19 protein-coding genes are annotated in these 26,264 nt (G+C 67.3%); 5 read left to right on the top strand and 14 right to left on the bottom strand.

Annotated features, from left to right (window positions below):
• Nucleotides 1–84: 84 nt before the first annotated feature.
• The 6 genes from ACV095_RS08115 to ACV095_RS08090 form a co-directional block, all read right to left on the bottom strand.
• Nucleotides 85–825, bottom strand: a complete 741-nt coding sequence (locus ACV095_RS08115) for an HAD family hydrolase (RefSeq protein ID WP_134163874.1) — start codon at nucleotides 823–825, stop codon at nucleotides 85–87.
• Nucleotides 825–2,339, bottom strand: coding sequence for a glutamate--tRNA ligase (gene gltX / locus ACV095_RS08110; protein WP_018768325.1), 1,515 nt, complete (start codon nucleotides 2,337–2,339; stop codon nucleotides 825–827). Before gltX ends, ACV095_RS08115 begins: the two co-directional genes overlap by 1 nt.
• A 56-nt stretch (nucleotides 2,340–2,395) precedes the next feature.
• Nucleotides 2,396–3,172: a fumarylacetoacetate hydrolase family protein gene (locus ACV095_RS08105; protein ID WP_018768326.1), complete on the bottom strand. Its 777-nt coding sequence runs from the start codon at nucleotides 3,170–3,172 to the stop codon at nucleotides 2,396–2,398.
• A 10-nt stretch (nucleotides 3,173–3,182) separates the two neighbouring features.
• Entirely contained in the window at nucleotides 3,183–4,004 is an 822-nt protein-coding gene (locus ACV095_RS08100; protein WP_478223250.1) for an MBL fold metallo-hydrolase, read from the bottom strand.
• Nucleotides 4,005–4,220: 216 nt separating this feature from the next.
• A complete protein-coding gene (locus tag ACV095_RS08095; RefSeq protein ID WP_134163871.1) occupies nucleotides 4,221–5,333 on the bottom strand; it encodes a branched-chain amino acid aminotransferase in 1,113 nt (370 codons plus the stop codon).
• 104 nt (nucleotides 5,334–5,437) lie between these two features.
• Nucleotides 5,438–6,490 (bottom strand): 3-isopropylmalate dehydrogenase, encoded by a 1,053-nt coding sequence (locus ACV095_RS08090; RefSeq protein WP_478223249.1) that lies wholly within the window; start codon nucleotides 6,488–6,490, stop codon nucleotides 5,438–5,440.
• A 150-nt stretch (nucleotides 6,491–6,640) separates the two neighbouring features.
• On the opposite strand from ACV095_RS08090, the gene ACV095_RS08085 reads away from it, so the two are divergent.
• The 4 genes from ACV095_RS08085 (at nucleotide 6,641) to ACV095_RS08070 (ending at nucleotide 11,980) form a co-directional block, all read left to right on the top strand.
• Nucleotides 6,641–7,834 (top strand): sensor histidine kinase, encoded by a 1,194-nt coding sequence (locus ACV095_RS08085; RefSeq protein ID WP_478223248.1) that lies wholly within the window; start codon nucleotides 6,641–6,643, stop codon nucleotides 7,832–7,834.
• 2 nt (nucleotides 7,835–7,836) lie between these two features.
• Complete coding sequence (locus tag ACV095_RS08080; RefSeq protein ID WP_186447731.1) at nucleotides 7,837–8,565, top strand: response regulator; 729 nt, start codon at nucleotides 7,837–7,839, stop codon at nucleotides 8,563–8,565.
• Nucleotides 8,566–8,666: 101 nt separating this feature from the next.
• On the top strand, nucleotides 8,667–9,443 hold the full coding sequence (locus ACV095_RS08075; protein WP_056387913.1) for an ABC transporter ATP-binding protein: 777 nt from the start codon (nucleotides 8,667–8,669) through the stop codon (nucleotides 9,441–9,443).
• Nucleotides 9,444–9,445: 2 nt separating this feature from the next.
• The gene (locus ACV095_RS08070) at nucleotides 9,446–11,980 is read left to right on the top strand and encodes an FtsX-like permease family protein (RefSeq protein ID WP_478223247.1); all 2,535 of its coding nucleotides are present in this window, start codon (nucleotides 9,446–9,448) and stop codon (nucleotides 11,978–11,980) included.
• A gap of 88 nt (nucleotides 11,981–12,068) precedes the next feature.
• On the opposite strand, the gene metG is transcribed toward ACV095_RS08070, so the two are convergent.
• From metG to ilvD, 8 genes are all read right to left on the bottom strand, one after another.
• Nucleotides 12,069–13,628, bottom strand: coding sequence for a methionine--tRNA ligase (gene metG / locus ACV095_RS08065; RefSeq protein ID WP_018768335.1), 1,560 nt, complete (start codon nucleotides 13,626–13,628; stop codon nucleotides 12,069–12,071).
• Nucleotides 13,629–13,664: 36 nt separating this feature from the next.
• On the bottom strand, nucleotides 13,665–14,420 hold the full coding sequence (locus ACV095_RS08060) for an ABC transporter ATP-binding protein (protein ID WP_018768336.1): 756 nt from the start codon (nucleotides 14,418–14,420) through the stop codon (nucleotides 13,665–13,667).
• Nucleotides 14,417–17,215 (bottom strand): ABC transporter permease, encoded by a 2,799-nt coding sequence (locus ACV095_RS08055; protein ID WP_018768337.1) that lies wholly within the window; start codon nucleotides 17,213–17,215, stop codon nucleotides 14,417–14,419. Before ACV095_RS08055 ends, ACV095_RS08060 begins: the two co-directional genes overlap by 4 nt.
• A 218-nt stretch (nucleotides 17,216–17,433) precedes the next feature.
• A complete protein-coding gene (gene serA / locus ACV095_RS08050; RefSeq protein ID WP_018768338.1) occupies nucleotides 17,434–19,023 on the bottom strand; it encodes a phosphoglycerate dehydrogenase in 1,590 nt (529 codons plus the stop codon).
• Between the two features lie 125 nt (nucleotides 19,024–19,148).
• Nucleotides 19,149–20,174, bottom strand: a complete 1,026-nt coding sequence (gene ilvC, locus ACV095_RS08045) for a ketol-acid reductoisomerase (protein WP_026265624.1) — start codon at nucleotides 20,172–20,174, stop codon at nucleotides 19,149–19,151.
• Between the two features lie 83 nt (nucleotides 20,175–20,257).
• Nucleotides 20,258–20,770, bottom strand: a complete 513-nt coding sequence (gene ilvN / locus ACV095_RS08040) for an acetolactate synthase small subunit (RefSeq protein ID WP_018768340.1) — start codon at nucleotides 20,768–20,770, stop codon at nucleotides 20,258–20,260.
• Between the two features lie 2 nt (nucleotides 20,771–20,772).
• Nucleotides 20,773–22,680 (bottom strand): acetolactate synthase large subunit, encoded by a 1,908-nt coding sequence (locus ACV095_RS08035; RefSeq protein WP_018768341.1) that lies wholly within the window; start codon nucleotides 22,678–22,680, stop codon nucleotides 20,773–20,775.
• A 376-nt stretch (nucleotides 22,681–23,056) separates the two neighbouring features.
• Nucleotides 23,057–24,775, bottom strand: a complete 1,719-nt coding sequence (gene ilvD, locus ACV095_RS08030; protein ID WP_056387922.1) for a dihydroxy-acid dehydratase — start codon at nucleotides 24,773–24,775, stop codon at nucleotides 23,057–23,059.
• A gap of 261 nt (nucleotides 24,776–25,036) precedes the next feature.
• Here ilvD and ACV095_RS08025 point away from each other — a divergent pair, with 261 nt between their 5' ends.
• The gene (locus tag ACV095_RS08025) at nucleotides 25,037–26,224 is read left to right on the top strand and encodes a sunset domain-containing protein (protein WP_478223246.1); all 1,188 of its coding nucleotides are present in this window, start codon (nucleotides 25,037–25,039) and stop codon (nucleotides 26,222–26,224) included.
• Nucleotides 26,225–26,264: the final 40 nt, after the last annotated feature.

Raw genomic sequence — 26,264 nt, 5'->3', positions numbered from 1 at the left:
GACGCAGACAGGCCGGGACCGCGGCCCTGCAAAAAAGGGGGCCGCGGTCCCGGCCTGCAACGCCTATGTGGCCGGCTGGTCCGGTTAGGCCAGCAGTTCCTCCAGGGAAGCAACCATGCTGCCCTCGAAGCCCTCCACAACCTCACCCATGCGGTTCAGCCAGACGCCCAGCAGCCCTGCCGCCGTCGAACCCTCCGCATCCAGCAGCCGGTTATCGCCCACGTACAGCGTTTCGCCCGGGGCAGTGCCCAGCAGCCGGACGCCCTCAAGGTACATGGCCGGATCGGGCTTGGCCACGCCAAGCGTGTCCGTGCCCACCAGGTGCGTGATCCGCTCCAGCCCGGCCCCGTCCAGCTTGGCGCGCTGGTAGTCATGGACGTTGTTGCTCACGGCGCCGTAGGGCACTCCCGCATTGTCCAGGACGTCCAGGAGGGGCAGCACATCGGGGAACGGCTTCACGTACGCGGGCTGCTTCTCCATGTAGGCCGCCAGCCACCGGTGCGACTCCTCGCCCTCGCCCAGGTCAACGCCGAAGTGTCCCAGTGCCGCACGCCCGCGGAGCAGGCGTTGTTCGTTGAACGTCAGCTCGCCGGCCAGGTAGCGGTCGTAGAAGTGGGTGGTCTCGTGGGTGAAGATGCGGCCGAACCGCTCCCACCCGGCCTGGTCAAGTCCGGGCAGGAGGTGTTCGCTGACCTCGCGCAGCGCGGTGGTCATCGAATACTCGAGGTCCACCAGGGTGTCGTCAATGTCGAACAGGACGCCCCGGACACTACCGAAAGGTGTCTCCAGTATGCCGGCTCGGGCCGCTTGGCTGGGAGCGGTCATCAGCCGCGGAAGGCGCGGAGCCGGCGCAGGGAGGACTCCTTGCCCAGGATCACCATGGACTCAAACAGCGGCGGCGACACGCGGCGGCCGGAAACGGCCGTGCGCACCGGGCCGAAGGCAAGCCTCGGCTTGATGCCCATGTCCTCCACCAGGGCCTGCTTGAGTGCGGCCTGGATGTTGTCCGGCGTCCATTCCGCCACCGGTTCCAGCGCGGCGATGGCGGCATCAAGGACCTCGGGAAGGTTGGCGGGAAGGCCTTTGCGTGCGTCGTCGGCGATGTCGATGGCGTCATCGGCCTTGAACAGGAACGCCAGCATGTCCGGGGCTTCGCCCAGGAGCGTGATGCGTTCCTGGATCAGCGGCGCCGCCTCGGTGACGATTTCCTCTTCGCGGTCTGTCAGGATCTCCCCCACCAGGCCTGCCTCGCGCAGGTAGTGCGCAACGCGGTCACGGAACACCTTGGGCTCGAGCATCCGGACGTGGGTGCCGTTGATGGCCTCGGCCTTCTTCAGGTCGAAGCGGGCCGGGTTGGCCAGGACGTCGTGGACGTCAAAGTGCTCCACAAGCTGCTCCACCGTAAAGATGTCCTCGTCCGCGCTGAGGGACCAGCCCAGCAGGGACAGGTAGTTCAGCAGCCCTTCCGGGATGAAGCCCCGCTCCCGGTGCAGGAACAGGCTGGACTCGGGGTCGCGCTTGGACAGCTTCTTGTTGCCCTGGCCCATGACGTAGGGCAGGTGGCCGAACTCCGGCATGTACTCGGCGACGCCGATGGCGTACAGCGCCCGGTACAGGGCGATCTGGCGGGGCGTGGAGCTGAGCAGGTCCTCGCCGCGCAGCACATGGGTGATGCCCATCAGCGCGTCGTCCACCGGGTTTACCAGCGTGTAGAGCGGCGCACCGTTGGCCCGCACCACGGCGAAGTCAGGGACGGAACCGGCCTTGAACGTGATGTCGCCGCGGACCAGGTCGGTGAACGTGATGTCCTCGTCCGGCATGCGCAGGCGGAGGACAGCCTGCCGGCCCTCCGCCCGGTACTGCGCCAGCTGCTCCTCCGTCAGGTGCCGGTCAAAGCCGTCGTAGCCAAGCTTCGGGTCCCGTCCGGCCGCGCGGTGGCGCGCCTCGATCTCCTCCGGGGTGGAGAAGGACTCGTAGATGAACCCGCCGTCATGCAGCCGCTTGATGACGTCCTGGTAGATGTCGCCGCGCTGGGACTGCCGGTACGGCTCGTGCGGGCCGCCGACCTCAACGCCCTCGTCCCAGTCGATGCCCAGCCACTTCAATGCGTCGAGCAGCTGGTGGTAGCTTTCCTCGCTGTCCCGCGCCGCGTCCGTGTCCTCGATGCGGAAAACCAGCGTGCCCTTGGTGTGGCGCGCGTAGGCCCAGTTGAACAGGGCCGTCCGGATCAGTCCAACGTGCGGGGTACCCGTGGGCGACGGGCAGAAACGGACCCGGACGGGCGTCTCGGCGGTAACGGGCGGAATGGCTGCGGCGGGTGACGAAGAAGCGATAGTCATAGTGGCTTCAACTTTACCCGCCTGGCCGGGTCCGGCCTTCCGCCGGCCGGACAGGCCTAGCGGCGGACGATGGGGTTGGAAAGCCGTCCGATGCCCTCGATTTCCACCTCGAAGCGGTCGCCCTCCTTGACCAGGCCCACGCCGGCGGGCGTGCCGGTCATGATCACGTCGCCCGGCAGCAGGGTAAACGCCTGCGATACCACCGACACCAGTTCGCGCACGCCGCGGATCATCTGGCTGGTGCTGCCGTCCTGGCGCACTTCACCGTTGAGCCTGCCCTGGATCCGCAGGTCCTCCGTGTCCAGGTCGGTCTCGATCCAGGGCCCCAGCGGCGCGGAGGTGTCGAAGCCCTTGGCGCGGGTCCACTGCAGGTCCGTTTTCTGGACGTCGCGGGCCGTGAGGTCGTTGCCGCACGTGTAGCCGAAGATGACATCGTCCACGCGGTCTTCCGGCACGTCCTTGCAGATCCGGCCGATCACCACGCAGAGTTCAGCTTCGAAGGAGACCTCTTCGGAGAACTCCGGCAGCACTACGGGGTCGTTGGGGCCCACGACTGCGGTGTTGGGCTTCAGGAAGAGCAGCGGCTGGGCGGGGACCTCGTTGCCGAGTTCATGGGCGTGATCCACGAAGTTCCGGCCAACGCCGATCACCTTGCTCCGCGGGATGATCGGCGCCAGCAGCCGGACGTCCTCCAGCTTGTGGCGCACGGATGTGCGCTCCACGCCATGGAAGAAGGGGTCGCCGTGGATGACAGTGATTTCCTCACTGCCCGGTTCACCTTCCACAACGCCGTACAGGGGATCGGAATCGACTACAAACCTGGCAATACGCATGGCTCCTACCCTACCGTCCCGCCGGTGCCGCCTGGCCCGCGCTGCCGCCGCCACGCAGGTAGGACAGCTGCGCGGCCACGGACAGCTCGGCGGCACGCCGGACGGAAGGCTCGACGTCGGAATAGACGGCGTCGGCCACCTCCCCCGCGGCTGCATCCTGGCCCAGCCGGTCCAGCGCGGCGCGGATCTGCGCCAGCCGTTCTTCCCGGTGTGTCCGGTAGTCCCGGGCGATGGCTTCAAGGGAGGGCAGCACCGGGCCGTGGGCCGGGAGGACGGTTGCGGGCCCCAGCGCTTCGAGCCGGTCCAGGGATGCCAGGTAGTCGCCCAGCGTGCCGTCCGGATAATCCAGGACGGTGGTGCCGCGGCCAAGGACGGTGTCGCCCGTCAGCACCGATCCATGGTCCCCGTCCGCAGGCAGGTGGAAACAGACGGAGTCTGAGGTGTGGCCGGGCGTGGCCAGGACGACGATCTCCAGCCCTGCGGCCTGGATCACCTCTCCATGGACCAGCGGCACTCCGCCGCCGTGGCAGTGGCCGGGCTCCGCCGCCCGGACCGGCGCGCCCGTCAATTCATGCAGGCGGGCGGAACCCGCCGTATGGTCCGCGTGCCGGTGGGTCACCAAAATCAGTTCGACGGCGGCGGTCCCGGCCAGTGCGTTCAGGTGCGTTTCGTCCCGGGGACCGGGATCCACGACCACCACGGAGGAATGGCCAGGGGCACGCAGGAGGTAGGAGTTGGTGCCGTCCAGGCTCATGGGGCCGGGGTTGGGTGCCAGGATGAACTGTGTGAGCCCGGAGCCGCGCTGCAGCCGGGGGCCGGAAACTGAGGTCACCGGTCCATCCTTGCATCCGGCGCTGCCCCACCCCAGCCCCGCAGCGCGTCGGTGTGCCGGCATCCACCCCGCAACAGTCAGCAGCTTGTTCGCACAACCACGCCTTCAAGGTCAGGATCTGCGAACCAGCCCAGGAATGCCTGTTGGCCGGAACGCAGAACGGCGCCTGCCGGACCCAAGTCCGGCAGGCGCCGTCGTACATTGAAAACTGCCGGGCTATGCCAGGCGGGTCAGCCAGCCGTGGGTGTCCGGCTCCGTGCCGGTCTGGATGCCCAAGAGCTTTTCGCGGATGGCCATGGTGGCCTCCCCCGCCTTGGCGTCCTCGGAACCGATGAACTCGGTGGCGTCCTTGAGGACTCCGATGGGAGTGATGACGGCTGCCGTGCCGCAGGCGAACACTTCGGTGATGTCACCGGAGGCCACGCCGTCACGCCACTCGTCAAGGGTGATCTTCCGCTCGGAAACCTCGCGGCCCATGTCCTTGGCCACCTGGATGACGGACATCCGGGTGACGCCTTCCAGGATGGTCCCGGTGAGCGCGGGCGTTACCAGCGAGCCGTCCTTCATGACGAAGAACACGTTCATGCCGCCCAGTTCTTCCACGGCGTTGTCGTTGGCCTGGTCAAGGAACAGGACCTGCTTGCACCCGTTGGCCTCGGCCTCCTGCTGCGCGATCAGCGAAGCCGCGTAGTTGCCGCCGCACTTGGCGTCGCCGGTGCCGCCACGGCCGGCGCGGGCATACTGCCGGGAGATCCAGATGGATACGGGCTTGAGCTCGCCGCCGAAGTAGTTGCCGGCAGGCGAGGCGATCACCCGGAAGGACACCTCGCGGGCGGCGCGGACGCCCAGGAAGGCCTCGGTGGCGATCATGAACGGCCGCAGGTACAGGGCCTCGCCGTCGCCGGAGGGGACCCACTCCTTGTCCACTGCCACCAGTTCGCGGATGGCGCCGAGGAAATACTCGGCCGGCAGTTCCGGAAGGGCCAGCCGGCGGGCGGATTTGTTCAGCCGCGCCGCGTTCGCCTCCGGGCGGAAGGTCCAGATGGACCCGTCCGCGTGGCGGTAGGCCTTCAACCCTTCGAAGATCTCCTGGCCGTAGTGGAAGACGGCGGCGGAAGGATCCAGGACGATCGGACCGTAGGGTTCGATCCGGGCATCGTGCCAGCCGCCGTTGCCGTCCGCGTCCACGCTGTAGTCCACGATTGCGGTGTGGTCGGTGAAGTAGTTGCCGAATCCCGGGTTTGCCAGGATGGCTGCACGCTCTTCGGCGGACTTCGGGTTGGCCGAAGGCTGCCGGGTGAATTCGACGCCATGGGCGGTCTGGGTCATGGTTCCTCCACGATCGGCCGCCACCTCGTTCAGCGCTGAACGGCGGGGCGGCATTTGGTGATTCGAGACAAGCTTACGCCCGATGCCGGATGACCCGGCGCGGGCTAAAGGCCGGCGGTGATGGCGTCGCCCACGGCCGTGGTGCTGCGTGCGGTGCCGTCACGCTTTTCGACGTCGGCAACCACGGCAGCTTCAATCCTGCGGGCGGCGTCCGTGTAGCCCAGGTGGTCCAGCAGGAGGGCCGCGGAGAGGATCGCCGCGGTGGGATCTGCCTTGCCCTGGCCGGCGATGTCCGGCGCGGAACCGTGGACCGGTTCGAACATGGACGGCGCCGTGCGGTCCATGTTGATGTTGCCGGAGGCGGCCAGGCCGATGCCGCCGGTGATGGCAGCGGCGAGGTCGGTGATGATGTCGCCGAACAGATTGTCCGTGACGATGACATCGAAGCGGGACGGGTCCGTGACCATGAAGATCGTGGCGGCGTCCACGTGCAGGTAGTCGTGCGTGACGTCCGGGAATTCCTGGGCGACGGCTTCGACGGTGCGCTTCCAGAGGTGGCCGGCGAAGACCAGGACGTTGTGCTTGTGCACCAGGGTGACGTGCTTGCGTTCCCGTGCGCTGGCGCGTCGGAAGGCGTCACGGACCACGCGCTCCACGCCGTGGGCGGTGTTCAGGGAAACTTCGGTGGCTACCTCGTGCGGGGTGCCCGCACGCAGGGTGCCGCCGTTCCCGACGTAGGGCCCTTCGGTGCCTTCGCGGACCACGATGAAGTCGATGGTGCCGGGGTTGGCCAGGGGGCTGCCGACCGTGCCGTAAAGCCGGGAAGGCCGCAGGTTGACGTAGTGGTCCAGGCTGAACCGGAGCTTGAGGAGCAGCTCACGCTCGATGATGCCGGACGGGATCCGGGTGTCGCCGGGGGCGGCGCCCACCGCGCCGAAGAGGATGGCGTCGCGGGTCTTCAGGTCGGCCAGGACGGCGTCCGGCAGGGTCTCGCCGGTGCGAAGCCAGTGCTCGGCGCCGAGTTCGTAATGCGTGGGCTTGAGCTCCACGCCCTCCGCCGCAACAGCCTTTTCCAGGACTTTAAGGGCCTCGGCAATGACCTCGGGGCCGATGCCGTCGCCGGGAATAACTGCAAGATCGATGGAGGATGCGCTCATGTCTTCAGGGTAGCCAGACCATCCATATGCTGGTCAAGCCGTCCCATATTCCGGACACCGGGTCCGTCGGCGGCGTTGGAGTCCCGGACGTGTACAGCGATCAGCCCCAGGCATGAGGCACCCGCCACCGCATCAGCATAGAGTTTCGGGGTGGAATTACGGCACAAGGCTTATCACTGGCTCCGGGTCAACACCTTCCGGGTGGACCTGGTCCTCATGCTGGCGCTCCTGCTTTTCTGCGGCCCGGTGTACCTCATCGCGGACCGACCCTGGCACTTCGTGCTGTCGAGCGCACTGGTGGTGCCGCTGGCATGGCGACGCACCCGGCCGGTGCCCGCGGCGGGCGCCATTGTGCTGGCATCCCTGGCGTTGTGGGCGTCCGGGCTGGAGCCCCTGGCGGGATTGATGGCTGTTCCGCTGATCATCTATGCCGTTGCCGCCTACGGTCCTGCCTGGGCCAGCCGGTCGGTCCTTGGCCTGGGCCTGCTGGGCGGCGTGCTGCTGACCACCCGAAACCTCAGCAGCACGGCCCAAACGGGCGTGCTGGGCCTCACCATCAGTGCCGTGTACACCGTACTGATCTGGATGCTGGTGTTGTTCAGTTGGACCCTCGGGGACTTGACACGCGTCCGCCGTCAGCAGCTGCAGACCCTCGCGGACCGTGCCCGTCGGCTCGAAACCGAACAACAGCAGGAACGCTCCCTGGCCGCCGCCGATGAACGCGCCCACATTGCCCGTGAGATGCACGACATCGTGGCGCATTCCCTGTCCGTGATCATCACCCAGTCCGACGGTGCACGATACGCCGCGGCAGCCAACCCTGCCGTGGCCACGGAAACGCTGGCCACCGTCGCCGCCACGGCACGGGAATCGTTGGCGGAAATGCGCCGACTGCTGGGTGTGCTGCGGCACGGCGATGAGTCCACCACCCGCCCGTTGCCCGGACTTGTGGACCTCGATGAGCTGTTCCTGGGGTTCCGTGCGGCCGGCCTGCCGCTGGACGTCGAACAGCTGGGATCGCCGCGGCGCACCCTGCCTCCGGGCGCCGAACTCACGGCATACCGGGTCCTCCAGGAATCCCTGACGAACGTCCTCAAGCATGCAGGTCCGCGGGCCCGGGCCCGGGTTTTGGTGCGGTGGCAGCCACGCGGGCTGCAGCTCGAAGTGCACGACGACGGCCGGGGCGCTGCTGCCCATCCGGCGGTGGGTGGCGGGGAAGACGGCGGTAACGGGCTGCGGGGCATGCGGGAACGGATCAGCCTTTACGATGGTTCGTTGGCGGCCCGCCCGGCCGCGGGCGGGGGCTTCCAGGTTTCGGCCTTCCTTCCCTACACCGAGGCTTGAGCATGACATTGCCACTAGACCGCGACACAACCGCTCCGATCCGAGTGGCGCTGGTCGATGACCAGCAACTGGTGCGCTCGGGATTCAGCATGCTGATCAACTCCCAGCCGGACCTTGACGTCGTGGTCGAGGCCGGAAACGGGTTCGAGGCACTCCAGGCCCTCGGAGCAGCAGCCGCCGACGTCGTCCTGATGGACGTGCGCATGCCGGGAATGGACGGCATCGAGGCCACCCGCAGGCTTATCGAACGCGCCGCTTCCGCCCCCGCCGGGTCAGCCAGGGCTGAACTTCGCGTCGTGGTGCTCACGACCTTCGATCTGGACGAGTACGCACTGGCGGCCATCCAAGCCGGCGCCAGCGGTTTCCTCCTGAAGGACGCCCCGCCGGAGGAACTGCTGGAAGCCATCCGCACGGTCCACCGCGGGGACGCCGTCATCGCCCCCTCCACCACCCGCCGGCTCCTGGACCACGTAGCTCCGCTGCTGCGCGCGCACGGCAACGAACGGCCCGAGGACCACGAGGCCGTCGAACGGCTCACAGCCCGCGAGCGCGAAGTGTTCACCCTCATGGCACAAGGGCGATCCAACCCTGAGATCGCGGCAGACCTGTTTGTCTCCGAAGCAACCGTCAAAACGCATGTAGGGCACATCCTGGCCAAGCTTGGGGCACGGGACCGGGTCCAGGCAGTCGTGCTCGCCTACGAGACCGGGGTTGTCACTCCCGGGGGCTGACGCCTGGCGCGGTGGTCTCAGACCTGGGTATGAGGCCGGCCCCGGCAGGACCAGACCACCGGCCGATCCCCGGGCGCCGGGTGCGGCCATAGCGTGGAAACATGACAACTTCCGCGCATGCCCATACTGCTTTTAACAGGCAAAACATCACCTCCGCTCCCGCCGTGCAGGCCCTCTCCCTGGCCAAGACGTACGGCCGCGGCGCCACCCGCGTCAGCGCCCTGCGTGAGGTCAGCGTCACATTCGATGCTGGCCGCTTCACCGCAATAATGGGCCCTTCCGGCTCCGGAAAGTCCACCCTGATGCACTGCCTCGCCGGCCTGGACACCGCGGACTCCGGACGGATCCTGGTGGGCGGGACGGACATCACGGCCCTGAACGACAAGCAGCTCACCACTCTTCGCCGCGACAGGATCGGATTTGTCTTCCAGGCCTTTAACCTCGTGCCGACGCTGACAGCCGAACAGAACATCACGCTGCCGCTGGCATTGGCAAACAAGGCCACCGACACCGCCTGGTTCGACACAGTGGTGGCCACGCTTGGCCTTAAGGACAGGCTCCGGCACCGGCCGCACGAGCTCTCCGGCGGTCAACAGCAGCGGGTGGCCGTGGCCCGGGCCCTGCTGACCCGGCCCGACGTGGTGTTCGGGGACGAACCTACCGGCAACCTTGATTCGACCGCCGGCGGCGAGGTCCTGGCACTGCTGCGCCGCAGCAGCCGGGAAATGGGCCAGACGATCATCATGGTCACCCACGATCCGGTGGCGGCCAGCTACGCCGACCGCGTGGTCCTGATGAGTGACGGCGGTCTGGTGGGCGAGATCGCCGAGCCCACCGCCGGGTCCGTCCTCGCTGCCCTCGGCAAGCTGGGAGGCTGATCGTGCTGCGCGTTGCCTTCTCGCAATTCCAGTCCCACAGCCGCCGGTTCATTGCCGTCGGCCTGGCGGTGATGCTGTCAGTGGCGTTCCTGTCCACCACCCTGATGATGGGGGCGAGTACCCGTGCTTCGCTGGGTGCCAGCCTCGGAGAGGCTTACAGCAAGGCCGGCCTCATCGCCACCCCGGACACGGGAACCTTCAATGATGCCGCCCTGGCAGCAGTCCGTGCGGTACCTGGCGTGACCGAGGCCTATGGCCGGATGGAGGCGTACGCCGAGTTCACCGCCGGCGGCCAGGAGGTGTTTGCGCAGGCCCGGAACCTGGCGCCGATGGCCTTGGAAACCGCGGCCGTGACCGACGGCGCCCTCCCGGAGAGTGCTGACGGCGTTGCGGTGGACAGGGCTGCCGCCGCCCGCTATGGGCTGCGCGTCGGCGACTCCCTGACCCTCAGGGCCCCCGACGGCGCCACAACCGTGGCCATGACCGTCACCGGGATCCTTCGCGGCAGCAACGACCCCTTCACCTCTGCCCTCCCGCAGATCGTCGCCGGGACACCGGCCGTCAGTGCCCTGGCAGCCGGTGCCCGGGACCCGCAAGGTGGTACCGACGCCGGCGCCGGCTACGGGACCATCCAGTTGGCCCTGGCTTCAGGCACCGACGCCGCCACAACCAGCAAGAACGTGCTGGCGGCGCTCACCGGCGTCGGCGCAGGCGCGCAGGTCAAAACAGCAGACGAACAGGTCACCGCCCAGGTGGCGATGATGACCGGAGGCCAGGATGAACTGACAATCATCCTGCTGGCGTTCGCCGGGGTCGCCCTGATTGTCTCCGGCCTGGTGGTGACCAACACCTTCGCGGTGCTGGTGGCCCAACGCACCAGGGAACTGGCGCTGCTCAGGTGCCTGGGGGCGTGCCGGAGCCAGGTACGCAACTCGGTCCTGGCCGAAGCCCTGGTGGTGGGCCTGGTGTCCTCTGCGGCTGGTGTGCTCGCCGCCGTCGCCCTGATGGCTGCCCTGATCGGCTGGGCCGGGACGCAGCCGGACATGGCGTTTGCCACCATGGCCGTCCCGTCGTCGTCCGTCATTGCGGGGCTGGCAGTAGGCACATTCCTGACCCTGGGCGCCGCCCTGGTTCCCGCGAAAGCTGCCACGGCCGTGGCTCCGCTTGCTGCCCTGCGGCCGGCTGACGATGCCGGAATCGGGAACCGGCGCGGCCGAGTGCGACTGGTGCTGGGCCTTGCCGCCCTTGCCCTTGGTATTCCGTTGCTGGCCCTCGGCGCCGCGGGCGTGATGCTGGTGGTGGCCTTCGCCGGCGGCGTGCTCTCCTTCGTCGGAGTCCTGCTCTGCGCCACCCTGTTCGTCCCGCAGCTGGTGGGCCTGGCGGGACGGTTGGCCTCCCCTGCCGGCGTCCCCGGGAAGCTGGCCGCACTCAATGCCGTCCGCAACCCGGCCCGGACTTCCGTCACCGCTGCCGCCCTCCTGATCGGCGTCACGCTGGTGTCCCTCATGATGACCGGGGCTGCCACTGCCCGCCAGGCGTTTGATGACGCCCTCGCCGGTACCTACCCCGTGGATATGGCCATCACCGGGGGTGCACTGACAGCCCTCGAGCGTGACGCAGTAGCACGGATCGACGGCGTCGCTACTGCGGCCTTGCTGCCGGTAGCAGGCACCATGGCCGGCGAAGGCATGGACAGCCCCGTCTATGCCCTCGACGCGGCGGAGGCCGGCCGGCTGCTCCGCGACACCACTATTACCCTTGAACCGGGCAGGATCTACCTGCCCGAAGGCTCCCCGGCCGGATCCGTTGAGGTCAACGGCGCCGCCGGACGGGCCACCTTGGAAGCCGTGGTGCTGCGGACCCGCAACATCCCGGCCCTGGTGTCCACCGACACCGCCCGCCAGTCGGGCCTGACGGGCAGTGGCGTTGCCCCAACAGACAGTGCGCGGACCGATGGCACCGGCCCCGCGGCCAGTGCCGTCTGGCTGCGCCTGGCGGACGCTCCCGGCGGCGCACCGCTGTCCGCAGACCGGATCAAGGACATCCAGTCCGCTGTTGCCCAGGCAGCAGGCGTGTCCGCGGGTGCGGTCAGCGGCGCCGCCATAGAGCGGGTCACCTTCAATGAGGTCATCGACGTACTGCTCCTAGTGGTCACGGGCCTATTGGGGGTGGCGGTGCTGATCGCGCTGATCGGCGTGGCCAATACACTGTCGCTGTCCGTGCTCGAACGGACCAGGGAGAACTCCCTGCTCCGGGCGCTGGGCCTTACCAAAGGCCAGCTGCGGGGCATGCTGGCCCTTGAGGCAGCCCTGGTGGCCGGCGTCGCCGCAGTGATTGGTGCTGTCCTGGGCAGCGTCTATGGCTGGCTGGGGGCGCGGTCCGCCCTCGGCAGCCTGGCCGAGGTCACACCCTCCGTCCCTTGGCTGCAGTTGTTGGGGGTACTGGCCGTGGCCGTGGTCGCCGGCCTGCTGGCGTCGGTCATTCCTGCCCGGCGTGCGGCACGGCTGTCGCCTGTCCAGGGGCTTGCCGCCGCATAGCCCGCCGACGGCCGGGCCAGGGCGCCGGAACGGGAAAGGGCAGGTGGCGCGGAAGTCCGCCTCACCTGCCCTTTCGTGCGCCGGAACCTCAGGCTTCGGCCGGTTCCTCGAACTTGGGGAACACAGGAGTGGGAGCCGGCAGTGCCGTTCCCGGGACGATCGGGCTGGCGATGGCGGCGAACTGGCGGGCTTCACCTTCTGCCTGGCCCAGGGCGTCCAGGAGCTTGGCCGTGGCGTTGGGCATGACCGGCTGGGCCAGGATGGCCACGATCCGCAGGACCTCCAGGGTCACGTACAGGACGGTGTTCATGCGTTCGACGTCGGTCTTCCGCAGGACCCAGGGCGCCTGATCGGCGAAGTAGGCGTTGGTGTGGTGCAGCACGCCCCAGACAGCTTCCAGGGCGCGGCTGAATTCCTGCTTGTCGAAGGCGGCGCGGGCGGCGTCCAGCAGGCCGTTGGCCTGGTCAAGGATGGCCTGGTCCGCAGCCGTGAACTCTCCGGGGGTGGGAACCGAGGCGCCGCAGTTCTTCGCCACCATGGACAGCGACCGCTGTGCGAGGTTGCCGAAGTTGTTCGCCAGGTCCGCGTTCATGCGCCCCACGATGGCCTCGTGGTTGTAGCTGCCATCGGCCCCGAACGGGACTTCGCGGAGGAAGAAGAACCGCACCTGGTCCAGCCCATAGCGGGCAACGAAATCGGCAGGAGCCACCACGTTGCCCAGGGACTTGGACATCTTGACCCCGTTGTTGTGCAGGAACCCGTGGATCATGACCCGCTTGGGCAGATCCAGCCCTGCGCTCATCAGGAAGGCGGGCCAGTAGATGGCGTGGAACCGGGAGATGTCCTTGCCGATGATGTGGACGTCGGCGGGCCAGTACTTCCGGAACTTGTCCGAGTCCACATCCGGGTAACCGACGCCCGTGAGGTAGTTGGTCAGCGCGTCCACCCAGACATACATGACGTGCTTGTCGTTGCCGGGCACGGGAACGCCCCAGTCGAACGTGGTCCGGCTGATGGACAGATCCTCCAGCCCGCGCTTGACGAAGCTGATGACCTCGTTGAACCGGTACTGCGGCGCGCCGAATTCCGGGTGGGATTCATACAGTGCCAGCAGTTTGTCCTGGTAGGCGGACAGCCGGAAGAAGTAGCTCTCCTCCGCCGTCCACGTCACCTCAGTGTCCGTCTCTTTCGAGTAGCGCACGCCGTCGTCCTTGACCACGGTGTCATCCTCGCCATAGAAGGCTTCGTCCCGGACGGAGTACCAGCCCTCGTACTTGGAGAGGTAGATGTCCCCGTTCGCTTCCATCTTCTTCCAGATGGCCTGCGAGGCAGCGTAGTGGTCCTCGTCCGTGGTGCGGATGAAGCGGTCGTAGCTGATGCCCAGCGCGGCGTGCGCGGCCATGTAGACCTCCGCGTTCCGGTCCACCAGCTCCTTGGGCGTGACGCCCTCCTTCTCCGCGGTCTGGGCAATCTTCATGCCGTGCTCGTCCGTGCCGGTCAGGAACATCACGTCATAACCGTCCAGCCGCTTGAAGCGCGCCATGGCGTCGGTGGCTATGTACTCGTAGGCATGGCCGATGTGCGGCACACCGTTGGGGTAGGTGATGGCCGTGGTGATGTAGAACGGCGTTTTTTCTGGAGCAGTCACGTTCGGACGGTTACCTTCAGTGCGGAGTGGGCGGGGCTAGATCAGTTCTGTCAGGGTATCGCTCAGCCGGACCAGTTCGTGGTCGTGGGAGGCCACCAGGACGGCGATCCCGTCAGAGGTGGTGTCCTTCAGGATACTGATAATGCGGTTGGCAGAGGCACGGTCCAGGCTGGCGGTGGGCTCGTCCACCACCAGGACCCTGGTGCCCAGGATCAGGGCGCGGGCGATCGCCACGCGCTGCCGTTCACCGCCGGACAGCTGGGCGGGACGGTGCCGCATCCGCCGGCCAAGGCCCACCAGGTCCAGGAGGTCCTTGGCCATGTCGCGCCGCTGGTCCACTTCGCCGTCCGGAACGGCAGGCAGGAGCACGTTCTCCAGTGCGCTCATGCCGTCGATCAGGGCACCGCCCTGGTCCACATAACCGATCAGTGCACGACGGCGGTCGGCGATTTCGTCGTCGCCCATGCTTTCGAGCGAATCGCCTTCCCAGAAAACGCGGCCCGACGTCGGCAGGGTGAGTCCCGCGCCGACGGTCAGGATGCTGGTCTTGCCGGAGCCGCTTCGGCCGGCCACACAGTGCATTTCGCCGGCGTGCAGGGTCAGGTCGAAGCCTTCCACCACGCTCACGGCCTCGGCGCCGCCCTTTCCACCGCCATAGCGGATGGTGATGTCGCGCATCTCCAGCGGGGTGGCGTGGTCGGCCGACTTGACGATGGTGTTGGCCCGGGTCTGCAGGGGGACCTCGTTGGAGCCGCTCCTGCGGCTGCGCTGGAGGTTCGTCGGGTTTGTCATTGGACCACTTTCGTTGCAATAGGTATCCAGCAAATTACAGCCACCAGGCCGGCTACGGCGGCCCAGATGGCCGCGTAGGGTGCCAGCAGCAGGCCGATGCCCAGGGCGCCCAGCACGCCCAGCGGCAGGGCCACGGTTCCCACCAGTGCGTTCTCGAACAAACGGACCTGGCGGAGCATGTCAGGGTTCCAGCCCATCGCCTGGAGGATGCCAAGGTATTGCCGCTTGGCGTTGAGCTCGAAGCGGCCTGTCACCAGGGTGAGCACCAGTCCCACGGCCACCCCCGCAAGCGCCAGCAGGATGCTCGGCAGGGTGACGCTGGCCGCCGCCAGGCCGCTCAGCGCGCTTGCACCCGCTGCCCGCGGGATGTCGATCAGCAGGGCGATCAGCCCGCCGACGGCGGCACCGAAGACGCCGACCGCAACCGCCAGGGACAACGTGTTGAACTTGTTGGTGCTCAGCTGCCGGTTGGCGAAGGTCAGCGGCGAATCCACCGGGATGAGCCGTTCGTCGTGCTGCGGCTCCTGGTCGATCACGTCGCGGTGGCGGAGCTGCTGCGCGGCGAAGAGGGCCGCGCCGCAGTACAGGACCAGGACGGCGGCGCACACCAGTGCGGTGGCAAGGCTCCAGCTCACCAGGCTCAGCACGATGCCGGCGGCGGCGAGCAGTACGGCCCCGACGCCGAATTCCTCAAGTACCCAGCTGCGGATCCGCCGCTGGGTCCAGCCCATGGCCCGCAGGGTTCCTGCCTCGCTGCGCCGTTTCCGGATGTAGCTCACGGTGGAGGCCCCCGTCAGCAGGGCGGCGCCGCACAGGGTGAGGAACAGCAGCGTGATGTTCGTTCCGGACAGTGCTCCGGCCACGGCTTCGGCAGCGTTCTGCCGGACCCAGGACTGCTGGACGGTGCCCAGGGCGGACTCCTTGCCGGCTCCGTCCTTGGAGTAGCCGGGAACGAAGATGCTGGTGTCCTCACGCGCCGAACCGGCCACCACGGTGGCGTCCAGGCCCATGTCCCTGATCTCGGCGGCGAGCTTCTCCACCTCGGGCTGGGCGTCCTTCCAGCTGCCCGGCGCCTTGGCGCGGACGCGCACGGCGTCGATGACGGCGGCGTTCTGCTTGTAGCCGCGCGCTGCTGCGAGTCCGTAGTAGTCGGTGATGGCACCGGCGGACTGGCTGGCCAGCCCGGTGGCGCTCAACGAGGGCTTCAGGTCTGCTGCGGGAACATCCTTGCCGGCAGCATCCTTGACCAGCGTGAACGGCGTGGGGTCGTAGCCGCCCAGCGGGAGCTTGTTGACGTCCCCGGAGGCCGCCTCGACAGCGGCGGGGTCGAACGTGCCGTACACCATGGGCAACGGCGTTGCCGCCTGCTGCTGGCCGGTGGACAGGTTGTCCCGGTAGGACCGCTCGTCCACCGGGTTCCGCTGGGTCTGGTCAACGGGCGCGCCGTTGGCGGCCTTGTCAGGAAGGCGGTTGACGGTGACCCATTCGCCGGGAACAGCGGTCTTGTCCACGGCACCGTTGGCCGCTGTGTCACTGTCGTTGTATTTGGGGGCGCCGGCGAAGTTGGTGCTCCACTTTGCCGGGGTGTACAGGCCCGCGTTGAAGTTGCCGTTGTTGCCCAGCAGCGACGAGTGGTCCGTGGAGCCCGGCCATGACAAAACGAACGGGTCCTTCGAGACGAACGGCAGGTAATCCTTGCCCAGGGACTTCGACACGGTGCCGACGTCCTTGACTACCTTGCCGGCGTCGTCAATCTCCTCGATCTTGACGTTGTACTTCAGGTCCAGGGATGTTCCGGAACGCACGATCAGCGGGACGGCCTGCGAGCCGCTGGTCAGCTGGCCGGTGCGCTTGGCCTGCTGGTACTGGGTCATCAGCGGAGCCCAGTACTTGAGCTTGACGCCCAGGAAGTCCGGACCTTCCTTGAGTTGGTCCATGCTGATGCCGTTGGTGAAGAGGCCTTCCAGGTAGCGGCCCACGGCGCCCGCGTCGCGTGCGTCGGCGGGCGGGGCCTTCTCCAACGGGGCCAGGAAGTCGCCCGCGGAGCCCAGCAGGGCCCGTTCAGCGGCCGGGTCCACTGCCACCACGGATTCGGTGACCTCGGGAGCCAGCGGGAGGGCGACGGAAAGGTTGAAGAGATTGTGCTCGGAGCCGCCGGCGGGGGCGGGGAATTTGATGCCGGTCTCCCCCGCCGCCGGGGCGATGCGGATGCTGCTGCCGCCCTGGGCCTTTTCCTCCACGAGCCGGGCCTTGCCCAGCGTGCCCTCGGCGGTGGTCTTGAAGAGGGTCTGCTCCGAGTTGCCGTCAGAGCTCACTGCGCTGGCGGTCAGCCGGTACTTCTTGGCGGCATCGGTCAGGACCGATTCAGCGGCCGGCCACTTGTCCGGTGAGGTGGCACCCGCCGCCTGGTCCGCGGTGGCGGTGCCGGCCAGCCCGGCGTTGTAGCCGAGGTAGTCCATGGCGTCGAGCCGGGGCGTCTCAAGGTTCTGGGTGACCCGCGAGACCAGGCTGATGGGGGCCGCCACGGACGTGCCGGACAGCTTCCGGATGGAGTCCAGCTGGTCGAAGCCGATGCCGCCGGCGCCGTTGGCGATCTCGGGCTGCAGGAGGGCCCCGGAGGGTGCCTTGGCCTGGACCAGGATGTCGTAGAGCCCCCTCGAGTTTTCATCAACCGTGCGGTTGAGCGCAGCCTGTGACTGGCTTTGAACGAGGACCGACAAGCACATGGCTGCGATCAAGATGGCCGCGGTCAACAGCAGCACCCTGCTTCTGATGAACCTCTGGACGGCGTTCATGGAACTCCCTGAAACCTGGATTGCGTGCGCACACTTCCATCCGCCCGGGCAGACGTGGACAATGACGGACGGATGTGCAAAAGGTATTGGCCGGTCTGCCGGCTACGGTCCTGAATCAGGACCAAGCCATTGTAAGCAGACCGGCCAATCATACGTGGCTCCGCAGTGGACGAGGCCTTGCGGAGGGGCGGCAGCGGCGTTTCGGCCGGTGTGTCGCGTTAGTCTTCCAGGTCCACTTCCCGGACCATCTCAGCGCCGATGCCTGCCTTGATGGCGTCCAGCACCTGCTGCGGCACAGAGCTGTCGATGGTCAGCAGGGCAAGGACCTGGCCGCCCTCGTTGGAACGCGCCACCTGCATGCCGGCGATGTTGATGTTGTTCATGCCCAGGATGTGGCCGATGGTTCCGATCACGCCGGGGCGGTCGGTGTAGGCAACCACCACGAGGTGCTCGCTGATGGGGATCTCAACCTCGAAGCCGTTGATGCCCACCAGCTTCTCGATCTGCTTGGGACCGGTCAGGGTGCCGGCCACGGAGATCTGGCTGCCGTCGCTGAGGGCGCCGCGCAGGGTCAGGACGTTGCGGTAGGACTCGGTCTCCGGCGTGGTGATCAGGCGGACGTTGATGCCGCGCTGCTCGGCGATCACCGGGGCGTTGACATAGGACACCTGTTCGGTCACGACGTCGGCGAAGATACCCTTCAGCGCGGCCAGTTCCAGGACCTTGACGTCGAGTGAGGAGATTTCGCCGGCCACCTCGACGTCGAACTGGGTCAGGGAGGCGTGGGTCAGCGCGGTGAAGATGCGGCCCAGCTTCTCGATCAGCGGGATGCCGGGGCGGACGTCGGGGGCAATGACGCCGCCGGCAACGTTGACGGCATCCGGCACCAGCTCGCCGGCGAGGGCGAGGCGGACGGACTTGGCCACGGAGACGCCGGCCTTCTCCTGGGCTTCGTCGGTGGAGGCGCCCAGGTGCGGGGTCACCACCACGTTGTCGAGCTTGAAGAACGGCAGGTCGGTGCTGGGCTCCTTGGCGAAGACGTCCACGCCGGCGCCGGCGATCTCGCCGTCCTGGAGGGCGGTGAAGAGGGCTTCCTCGTCCACCAGGCCACCGCGGGCCACGTTGACCACGTAGGCGGTGCTCTTCATCTTCTTGAACGCGTCAGCGCCCAGCATGCCCACCGTCTCGGGCGTCTTGGGCATGTGGATGGTGATGAAGTCCGACTGGGCCAGGAGTTCGTCCAGGGTCACCAGCTGCACGCCCAGCTGCGCGGCGCGGGCGGAGGTGATGTAGGGGTCGTAGGCAAGGATCTTGGTGTCGAAGCCCTTCAGGCGGGCTGCCACCAGGGCACCGATCCGGCCCAGGCCGATGATGCCGATCTTCTTTTCGAACAGCTCGATGCCGGTGTACTTGGAGCGCTTCCATTCGCCGTCCTTGAGGGCGGCGCTGGCCTGCGGGATGTGGCGGGCCAGGCTCAGGATGTGGCCCACGGTGAGTTCAGCGGCGGACACGATGTTGGACGTGGGCGCGTTGACCACCATGACGCCGGCCTGGGTGGCGGCCTTGATGTCCACGTTGTCCAGCCCCACGCCGGCACGGGCAATGACCTTCAGGTTCTTGGCCGCAGCGATGGCTTCGGCGTCAACCTGGGTGGCGGAGCGGACCAGGATGGCGTCTACGTCACTGATCGCAGAAAGCAGCTGGGAACGGTCGGCACCGTCGGTCTGGCGGATTTCAAAGTCCGGGCCAAGGGCCTCGACGGTGGCGGGGGAAAGTTCTTCGGCGAGCAGTACTACGGGTTTTGACACGGCTGATCCTCTGCGTTGCAGTCCTGGGGATGGAAACAAGTCTAGGCCGACGGAAAGGCCGGGCTCACATTGTTAAGTGTGAACCCGGCCTCACCGTTGCGGTCTATGTGGTTGGGCTGGCAGCCTTAGCGGGCTGCGGAGCCTTCCACGTAGTCGACGTCCTGCTGCTGCCAGGAGAACAGGGAGCGCAGTTCGCGGCCGACAGCCTCGATGGGGTGCTGCTCGGCCTTGGCACGCAGTTCCTTGAACTCCACGCCGCCGTTGTCCTGGTCCTCGATGAAGCGCTTGGCGAAGGCACCGGACTGGATGTCGGCCAGGACGGCCTTCATGTTTTCCTTCACCTGGGGGGTGATGACGCGCGGGCCGGAGACGTAGTCGCCGTATTCTGCGGTGTCCGAGACGCTCCAGCGCTGCTTGGCGATGCCGCCCTCCCACATGAGGTCGACGATGAGCTTGAGCTCGTGCAGCACCTCGAAGTAGGCGATCTGCGGCTGGTAGCCGGCCTCGGTGAGGGTCTCGAAGCCGTACTGGATCAGCTGGGAAACGCCGCCGCAGAGGACAGCCTGCTCGCCGAAGAGGTCCGTTTCGGTCTCTTCGGTGAAGGTGGTCTTGATGACGCCCGCGCGGGTGCCGCCGATGGCCTTGGCGTAGGACTTGGCCAGCTCCCAGGCGTTGCCGGACGCGTCCTGCTCGACGGCGATGATGTCCGGGATGCCGCGGCCGGCCTCGAACTCGCGGCGCACGGTGTGGCCCGGAGCCTTCGGGGCCACCAGGATGACGTCAACGCCTTCCGGTGCCTGGATGTAGCCGAAGCGGATGTTGAAGCCGTGGGCGAAGGCCAGTGCCTTGCCGGGGGTCAGCTTGTCCTTGATGGAGTCGTTGTAGATCGCGCGCTGGTGCTGGTCCGGCGCCAGGATCATGATGACGTCAGCCCATTCGGCGGCGTCGGCAACGTTCTTGACCGTGAAGCCTGCATCCTGCGCCTTGGCGGTCGACTTGGAGCCGTCCTTCAGGGCGATGACGACCTCGACGCCGGAATCGCGCAGGTTGAGCGCGTGGGCGTGGCCCTGGGAACCGTAGCCAACGATGGCAACCTTGCGGCCCTGGATGATCGACAGATCGGCGTCGTCGTCGTAGAACATTTCAGTCACTTGCGTAACTCCTCTTGAGTGGTTGTAGATAGTGGTCTTGCGGTGCTGCGGTTACGGGCGCGGGGCCCGCCTTGGGCAGGTGCCTAGGCGGAGCGGAGCGCCCGGTCACTCATGGAGCGGGATCCCCGTCCAACGGCCAGGGTGCCGGACTGCACAATTTCGCGGATGCCGAAGGGCTCCAGCACTGAAAGCAGTGCCGTGAGCTTTTCGGGGTGGCCGGTGGCCTCAATGACGACGGAGTCGGTGGAGACGTCGACCACTGAGGCACGGAACAGGTCTGCGGCCTGGGTTACCTGCAGACGTGTTGCGGCATCCGCACGTACTTTGACCAGGATGTGGTCGCGCTGTACGGAAGATTCTGGGGTCAGCTCAACGATCTTGATGACGTTGATCAGTTTGTTGAGCTGCTTGGTGACCTGCTCGATGAGGTCGCCGTCGGCGTCGACCACCACCGTCATGCGGGATACGCCCGGCACTTCGGTGGGGCCAACGGCCAGGGAGTTGATGTTGAAGGCGCGGCGGGCGAACAGGCTGGCCACGCGGGTCAGGACGCCGGGCTTGTCCTCAACCAGGACGGAGAGTGTGTGGCGGCTCATGCTCAGTCTTCCTCTTCCCATTCCGGGGTCATGTTGCGGGCAACCTGGATCTGGTCGTTGCTCACGCCGGCGGGCACCATCGGCCACACCATGGAGTTGGGGCTCACCACGAAGTCGATAACCACGGGGCGGTCGTTGATTTCGAGGGCTTTTTGGATGGTGGCGTCAATGTCCTCGTCGCGTTCGCAGCGGAACGAGGCACAGCCGTAGGCCTCCCCCAGCTTGACGAAGTCCGGGATGCGGACGGTGTCGTGGCCGGTGTTGAGGTCGGTGTTGGAGTAGCGGCCCTCGTAGAAGAGGGTCTGCCACTGGCGCACCATGCCCAGCGAGGAGTTGTTGATGACAGCAACCTTGATGGGGATCTTGTTGATGGCGCAGGTGGCCAGTTCCTGGTTGGTCATCTGGAAGCAGCCGTCGCCGTCGATGGCCCAGACCACCCGGTCCGGCTCGCCCACCTTGGCGCCCATGGCCGCCGGCACGGCGTAGCCCATGGTTCCCGCGCCGCCGGAGTTCAGCCATGCGTGGGGGCGCTCGTACTTGATGAACTGGGCAGCCCACATCTGGTGCTGGCCCACGCCGGCCACGTAAACGCCTTCAGGCCCGGTCAGGGCGCCGATCCGCTGGATGACCTTCTGCGGTGCGATGAGGCCGTCGTCAGGCTCCGTCCAGCCCAGCGGATAGGTTTCCTTGAGGTTGTTAAGGAAGGCCCACCAGGTGGTCAGGTCAGGGGCGCCGGAGGCCTCGAACTGGCTGCGTACGGCCTCGGTCAGTTCCGGGATGATCTCCTTGACGGACCCCACAATGGGCACATCGGCGGTGCGGTTCTTGGAGATCTCGGCCGGGTCGATGTCCGCATGGATGACTTTGGCGTTGGGCGCGAAGGTCTTCAGCACGCCGGTCACGCGGTCATCGAAGCGGGCTCCGAGGGTGATCAGCAGGTCGGACTGCTGCAGGGCCGTGACGGCGGAAACGGTGCCGTGCATGCCGGGCATGCCCACGTGCTGCGGGTGCGAATCCGGGAATGCGCCCTTGGCCATCAGGGTGGTGACGACAGGTGCCCCGGTTGCTTCGGCGAGTGCAAGCAGTTCAGCTGACGCGTGTGCCTTGACCACGCCGCCGCCCACGTACAGTACCGGCTTGGTGGACGCCGCAATGAGCTTGGCCGCCTCGCGGACCTGCTTGTTGTGGCCGCGGGTGACCGGCCGGTAGCCGGGCAGGTCGATCTTCGGCGGCCAGGAGAACGTCATCTGGCCCACCTGGGCGTCCTTGGCGACGTCGACAAGCACGGGGCCCGGACGGCCGGTGGAAGCCAGGTGGAAGGCTTCGGCCATGACGTGCGGGATGTCGTTGGGGTCGGTCACCAGGAAGGAGTGCTTGGTGATGGGCATGGTGATGCCCACGATGTCGGCTTCCTGGAAGGCGTCGGTGCCGATGACGCCGCTGGACACCTGGCCGGTGATGGCCACCAGCGGCACGGAGTCCATGTGGGCATCCATGATGGCGGTAACGAGGTTGGTGGCCCCGGGGCCCGAGGTGGCGATGCAGACGCCAACCCGCCCGGTGACCATGGCGTAGCCTTGCGCGGCGTGGCCGGCTCCCTGTTCGTGACGGACCAGCACGTGGTTCATGGTGGAGGCCATCAAGGGGTCGTAGGTGGGCAGGATCGCGCCACCCGGCAAACCGAAAATGTCGTCGACGCCGAGTTCTTCGAGCGAGCGGACGATTGCTTGCGAGCCGGTCATCACCGTCGGGGGTACGACGTTGTTCGGCCCAAGGACAGGAGAGACGGCAGCAAGGTCGGCGACGACGGCGGCGTGGTCAGCCGTCCGGTCGGCGCGTTCCGGAGCCTTGGCGGCTCCAGCGGACTTGGTGGCCATCAGCGAGGGGCTGATGGGCGATCCTTTGCTCATCGGACTCTTCCTTGTGGATCTTCTGTGGTTTCTGGCTGAGGGAAATAAAAAAACCCCTCAGCCGGGTGGCTCTGTGAGGGGTTTCGCGCGTGACGGTTCGTTACCAGTGGAGGCTAATGTGCCACGCGCTTGGTAAGGACGACGACGGTGCCGGCGGTAACGAAAGTCATGCGTTCAGTCTTCCCTCTCGGTGAGACAGGTGTCAACGAGCGACAACCCTATCTCACCATGTGGACCCCATTGTCCACTCTTTGATCCTATCTCGGAAGGACCGACCGAAACCCAACCGCACAGGCGGCAGGGCTTAATAAGGGGGATCCCGAGGGCCCCAAGTGATGCGGCGGCCGCGCCGCATCACTTGGGAAGGGATCACCCGTCAGCCGGTGTAGGCGCCCTGGCTGGCGCTGTGCACCAGCTTGGCGTACTTGGCGAGCACGCCCTTGGTGTAGCGGGCAGGGAGCGGCTCCCAGCCCACCTTCCGGGCTTCCAGTTCTGCGTCGTCCACCAGCAGGTCGAAGCTGCGGGCGGCGATGTCCACCCGGATCCTGTCACCGTCCTTCACGAAGGCGATGGGGCCGCCGTCGACCGCTTCCGGGGCAACGTGGCCGATGCACAGGCCGGTGGTGCCGCCGGAGAACCGGCCGTCGGTGAGCAGCAGGACGTCCTTGCCCAGGCCTGCCCCCTTGATGGCGCCGGTAATTGCGAGCATTTCGCGCATGCCGGGGCCGCCCTTGGGTCCTTCGTAGCGGATCACGACGACGTCGCCCGCCTGGATCTTGCCGTTGTCCAGCGCGTCCAGGGCGCCCTGTTCGCGCTCGAACACGCGGGCGGTTCCCTCGAAGACATCGGCGTCGAATCCGGCACTCTTGACGACGGCGCCTTCGGGCGCCATGGAGCCGTGAAGGATGGTGATGCCGCCGGTCTTGTGGATGGGATTGTCCAAAGCGCGGAGGATCTTTCCGTCCACGTCCGGCGGGTTGATCGCTTCCAGGTTTTCCGCAACGGTCTTGCCCGTGACGGTGAGGCAGTCGCCGTGGAGCAGGCCGGCGTCGAGCAGGGCTTTCATGATCACCGGCACGCCGCCGATCCTGTCGACGTCGGTCATCACGTAGCGGCCGAAAGGCTTCAGGTCGCCCAGGTGCGGGATCCTATCGCCAATGCGGTTGAAGTCGTCAAGGGTGAGCTCAACCTCGGCTTCGCGGGCAATGGCCAGCAGGTGCAGGACGGCGTTGGTGGAGCCGCCGAAGGCCATGGTGACGGCAATGGCGTTCTCGAAGGCCTCCCTGGTCATGATGTCGCGGGCCGTGATGCCCTTGCGCAGGAGGTTGACCACGGCTTCGCCGGACTTGCGGGCGAACTCATCACGACGGCGGTCTGCCGAGGGCGGTGCGGCCGAGCCGGGCAGGGACATGCCCAGGGCCTCGCCGATGCAGGCCATGGTGTTGGCCGTGTACATCCCGCCGCAGGCGCCTTCGCCGGGGCAGATGGCCTTTTCGATGCGGGTGAGGTCCTCCATGCTCATCTTGCCGGCCGCGCATGCGCCGACGGCTTCGAAGGCGTCAATGAGGGTGACTTCCTTCTCGGAGCCGTCCTCGAGCTTGACCCAGCCGGGCATGATGGAGCCGGCGTAGAGGAACACGCTGGCAAGGTCCAGTCGGGCCGCCGCCATCAGCATGCCGGGCAGGGACTTGTCGCAGCCGGCCAGGAGGACCGAACCGTCGATCCGTTCCGCCTGCATGACGGTCTCAACGGAGTCGGCGATGACCTCGCGGGAAACCAGGGAGAAGTGCATGCCCTCGTGGCCCATCGAGATGCCGTCGGAGACGGAGATGGTGCCGAACTGCATGGGGAACCCGCCACCTGCGTGGACGCCTTCCTTGGCGCCCTGCGCAAGCCGGTTCAGTGAGAGGTTGCAGGGGGTGATCTCATTCCATGAACTCGCCACGCCCACCTGCGGCTTGGCGAAGTCGTCATCGCCCATCCCGACCGCCCGGAACATGCCGCGCGCGGGGGCCGCATGGATCCCGTCGGTCACGACGCGGCTGCGGGGTTTGATGTCAGGCGTGGTCTCGGAGGCGGTCTGGGCGTCACTCATAGGGGAAAGTCTAGGGCTCGGACCGTCGCGGAAACGACAGTCTGCGCAGAGGTTGGGCTAAAAGGCACGGAAATGGTTGTCAAATAGTGGACATTCGTCTCATATTTCGAGACTCGCCGCAGCGCATGCCGGGTCCCGGCCGGCCGCAGGAGCTTCACGGCCATGACTCCCCCGGCGTGGCGCGGGATCTCTGGACAGCAGTGGTGACCCGACGTAGCGTCGGGGACAGGACACCGAGCCACTTGGACCGAAAGGCCTGCCATGGACATTGTTTTCTGGATCATTCTCGTCGTTATCGTCATCATCATCATCGGCTGGCTGGTGAACCGCAGCAGGTCCGCCAATCAGCGCGGCGGATCATCGGCGGGGGCAGGGACGGACAGGGTCCGGACCGATGGAGCGCTCGAAGGCGGCAGTGCCGCGGCCTCCGCCCAGGCTGCGGGCACCACCGGCATCCCCACGGCGGCGGGGTTCGGAAAGCCCGCCGAACCGGCCGTCCTTCCCACCGCTGAGGAACCGGCTGATTCCGCCGCTGCATCCAGCGCCGGCACTCTGGCAGGCGGCACGTCGCCCCGCAGCACATCACCCGGCAGCACAGAGGACGGGGACGGTCGCAGCCAGGACCAGGCACAGAACCAGGCGGCAGACCAGGCCGAGTGGGAAACCCAGTGGTCCGAGGCCGGCTCCGGGTCAGGCTCCTCCGCCGCAGGTGCAGCCGGAACTCCCGCGGAACAGCCGGCACAGGCCGGAGCTCCCGCCGGGGCGCCGTCCGGGCAGGCTTCACCCCCGGCGACCCGCCCGGTCCACCATGACGAGTACACGGCACCGCACGCCCCCACGCTTCCCGGCGCTGAAACGGCTGCACTGGAAGGCACGGACGACGGCGGCGCGGCGCCAGCGCAGCCGGCCGGCGGGCACGCGCCACGGCACCACGCCGACACGTCCGCATCACCGGCCCACCAGGAGCCGGCCGTGCCGCCAGCCGCCGATGGCACCGGGGGACAGGCCGCAGCGGCCGAAACACTGGACCGCACCCAGTCCTCCGCCCTGGTGGAGAACGGGGCGGATCACCACCAGCCCTCCGGCCAGGACCAGGGTGTGCCCGCGGCCGGGCAGGACGTGCCCGCGGCCGGGCAGGGCGTGGCAGCGGCCGGGCAGGGCGCGCCGCCACAAGGCGGTCACGCCCAGGGCGCTCAGGCACAGAGTATGGCTGCCGTCGAGCCGGCCGGACACCTCGCAGCAGATGAGCCCTATGGCGCAGGTTCGGCCGCGCCGGGCCCCGATGGGAGCGGACCGGCGGACTACACCGTGAAGGGCGATGCCGCCGCGATGGTCTACTACGAAGAAGGACATCCCGACTATGAGCAGATCCGGGCGGAAGTCTGGTTTGAATCTGCCGCACACGCGGAGGCCGCCGGCTTCCGCGCGCCCCGGCGCAAACGGCTCTAAGAGGAGGAAGGCCCGCCGCGTTGCGGCGGGCCTTCCTTGC

The organism is Arthrobacter sp. JDC6, assembly GCF_056484025.1.
Note: the sequence above shows the minus strand (reverse complement) of the source record. Positions and strands in the feature narration are given on the sequence as shown.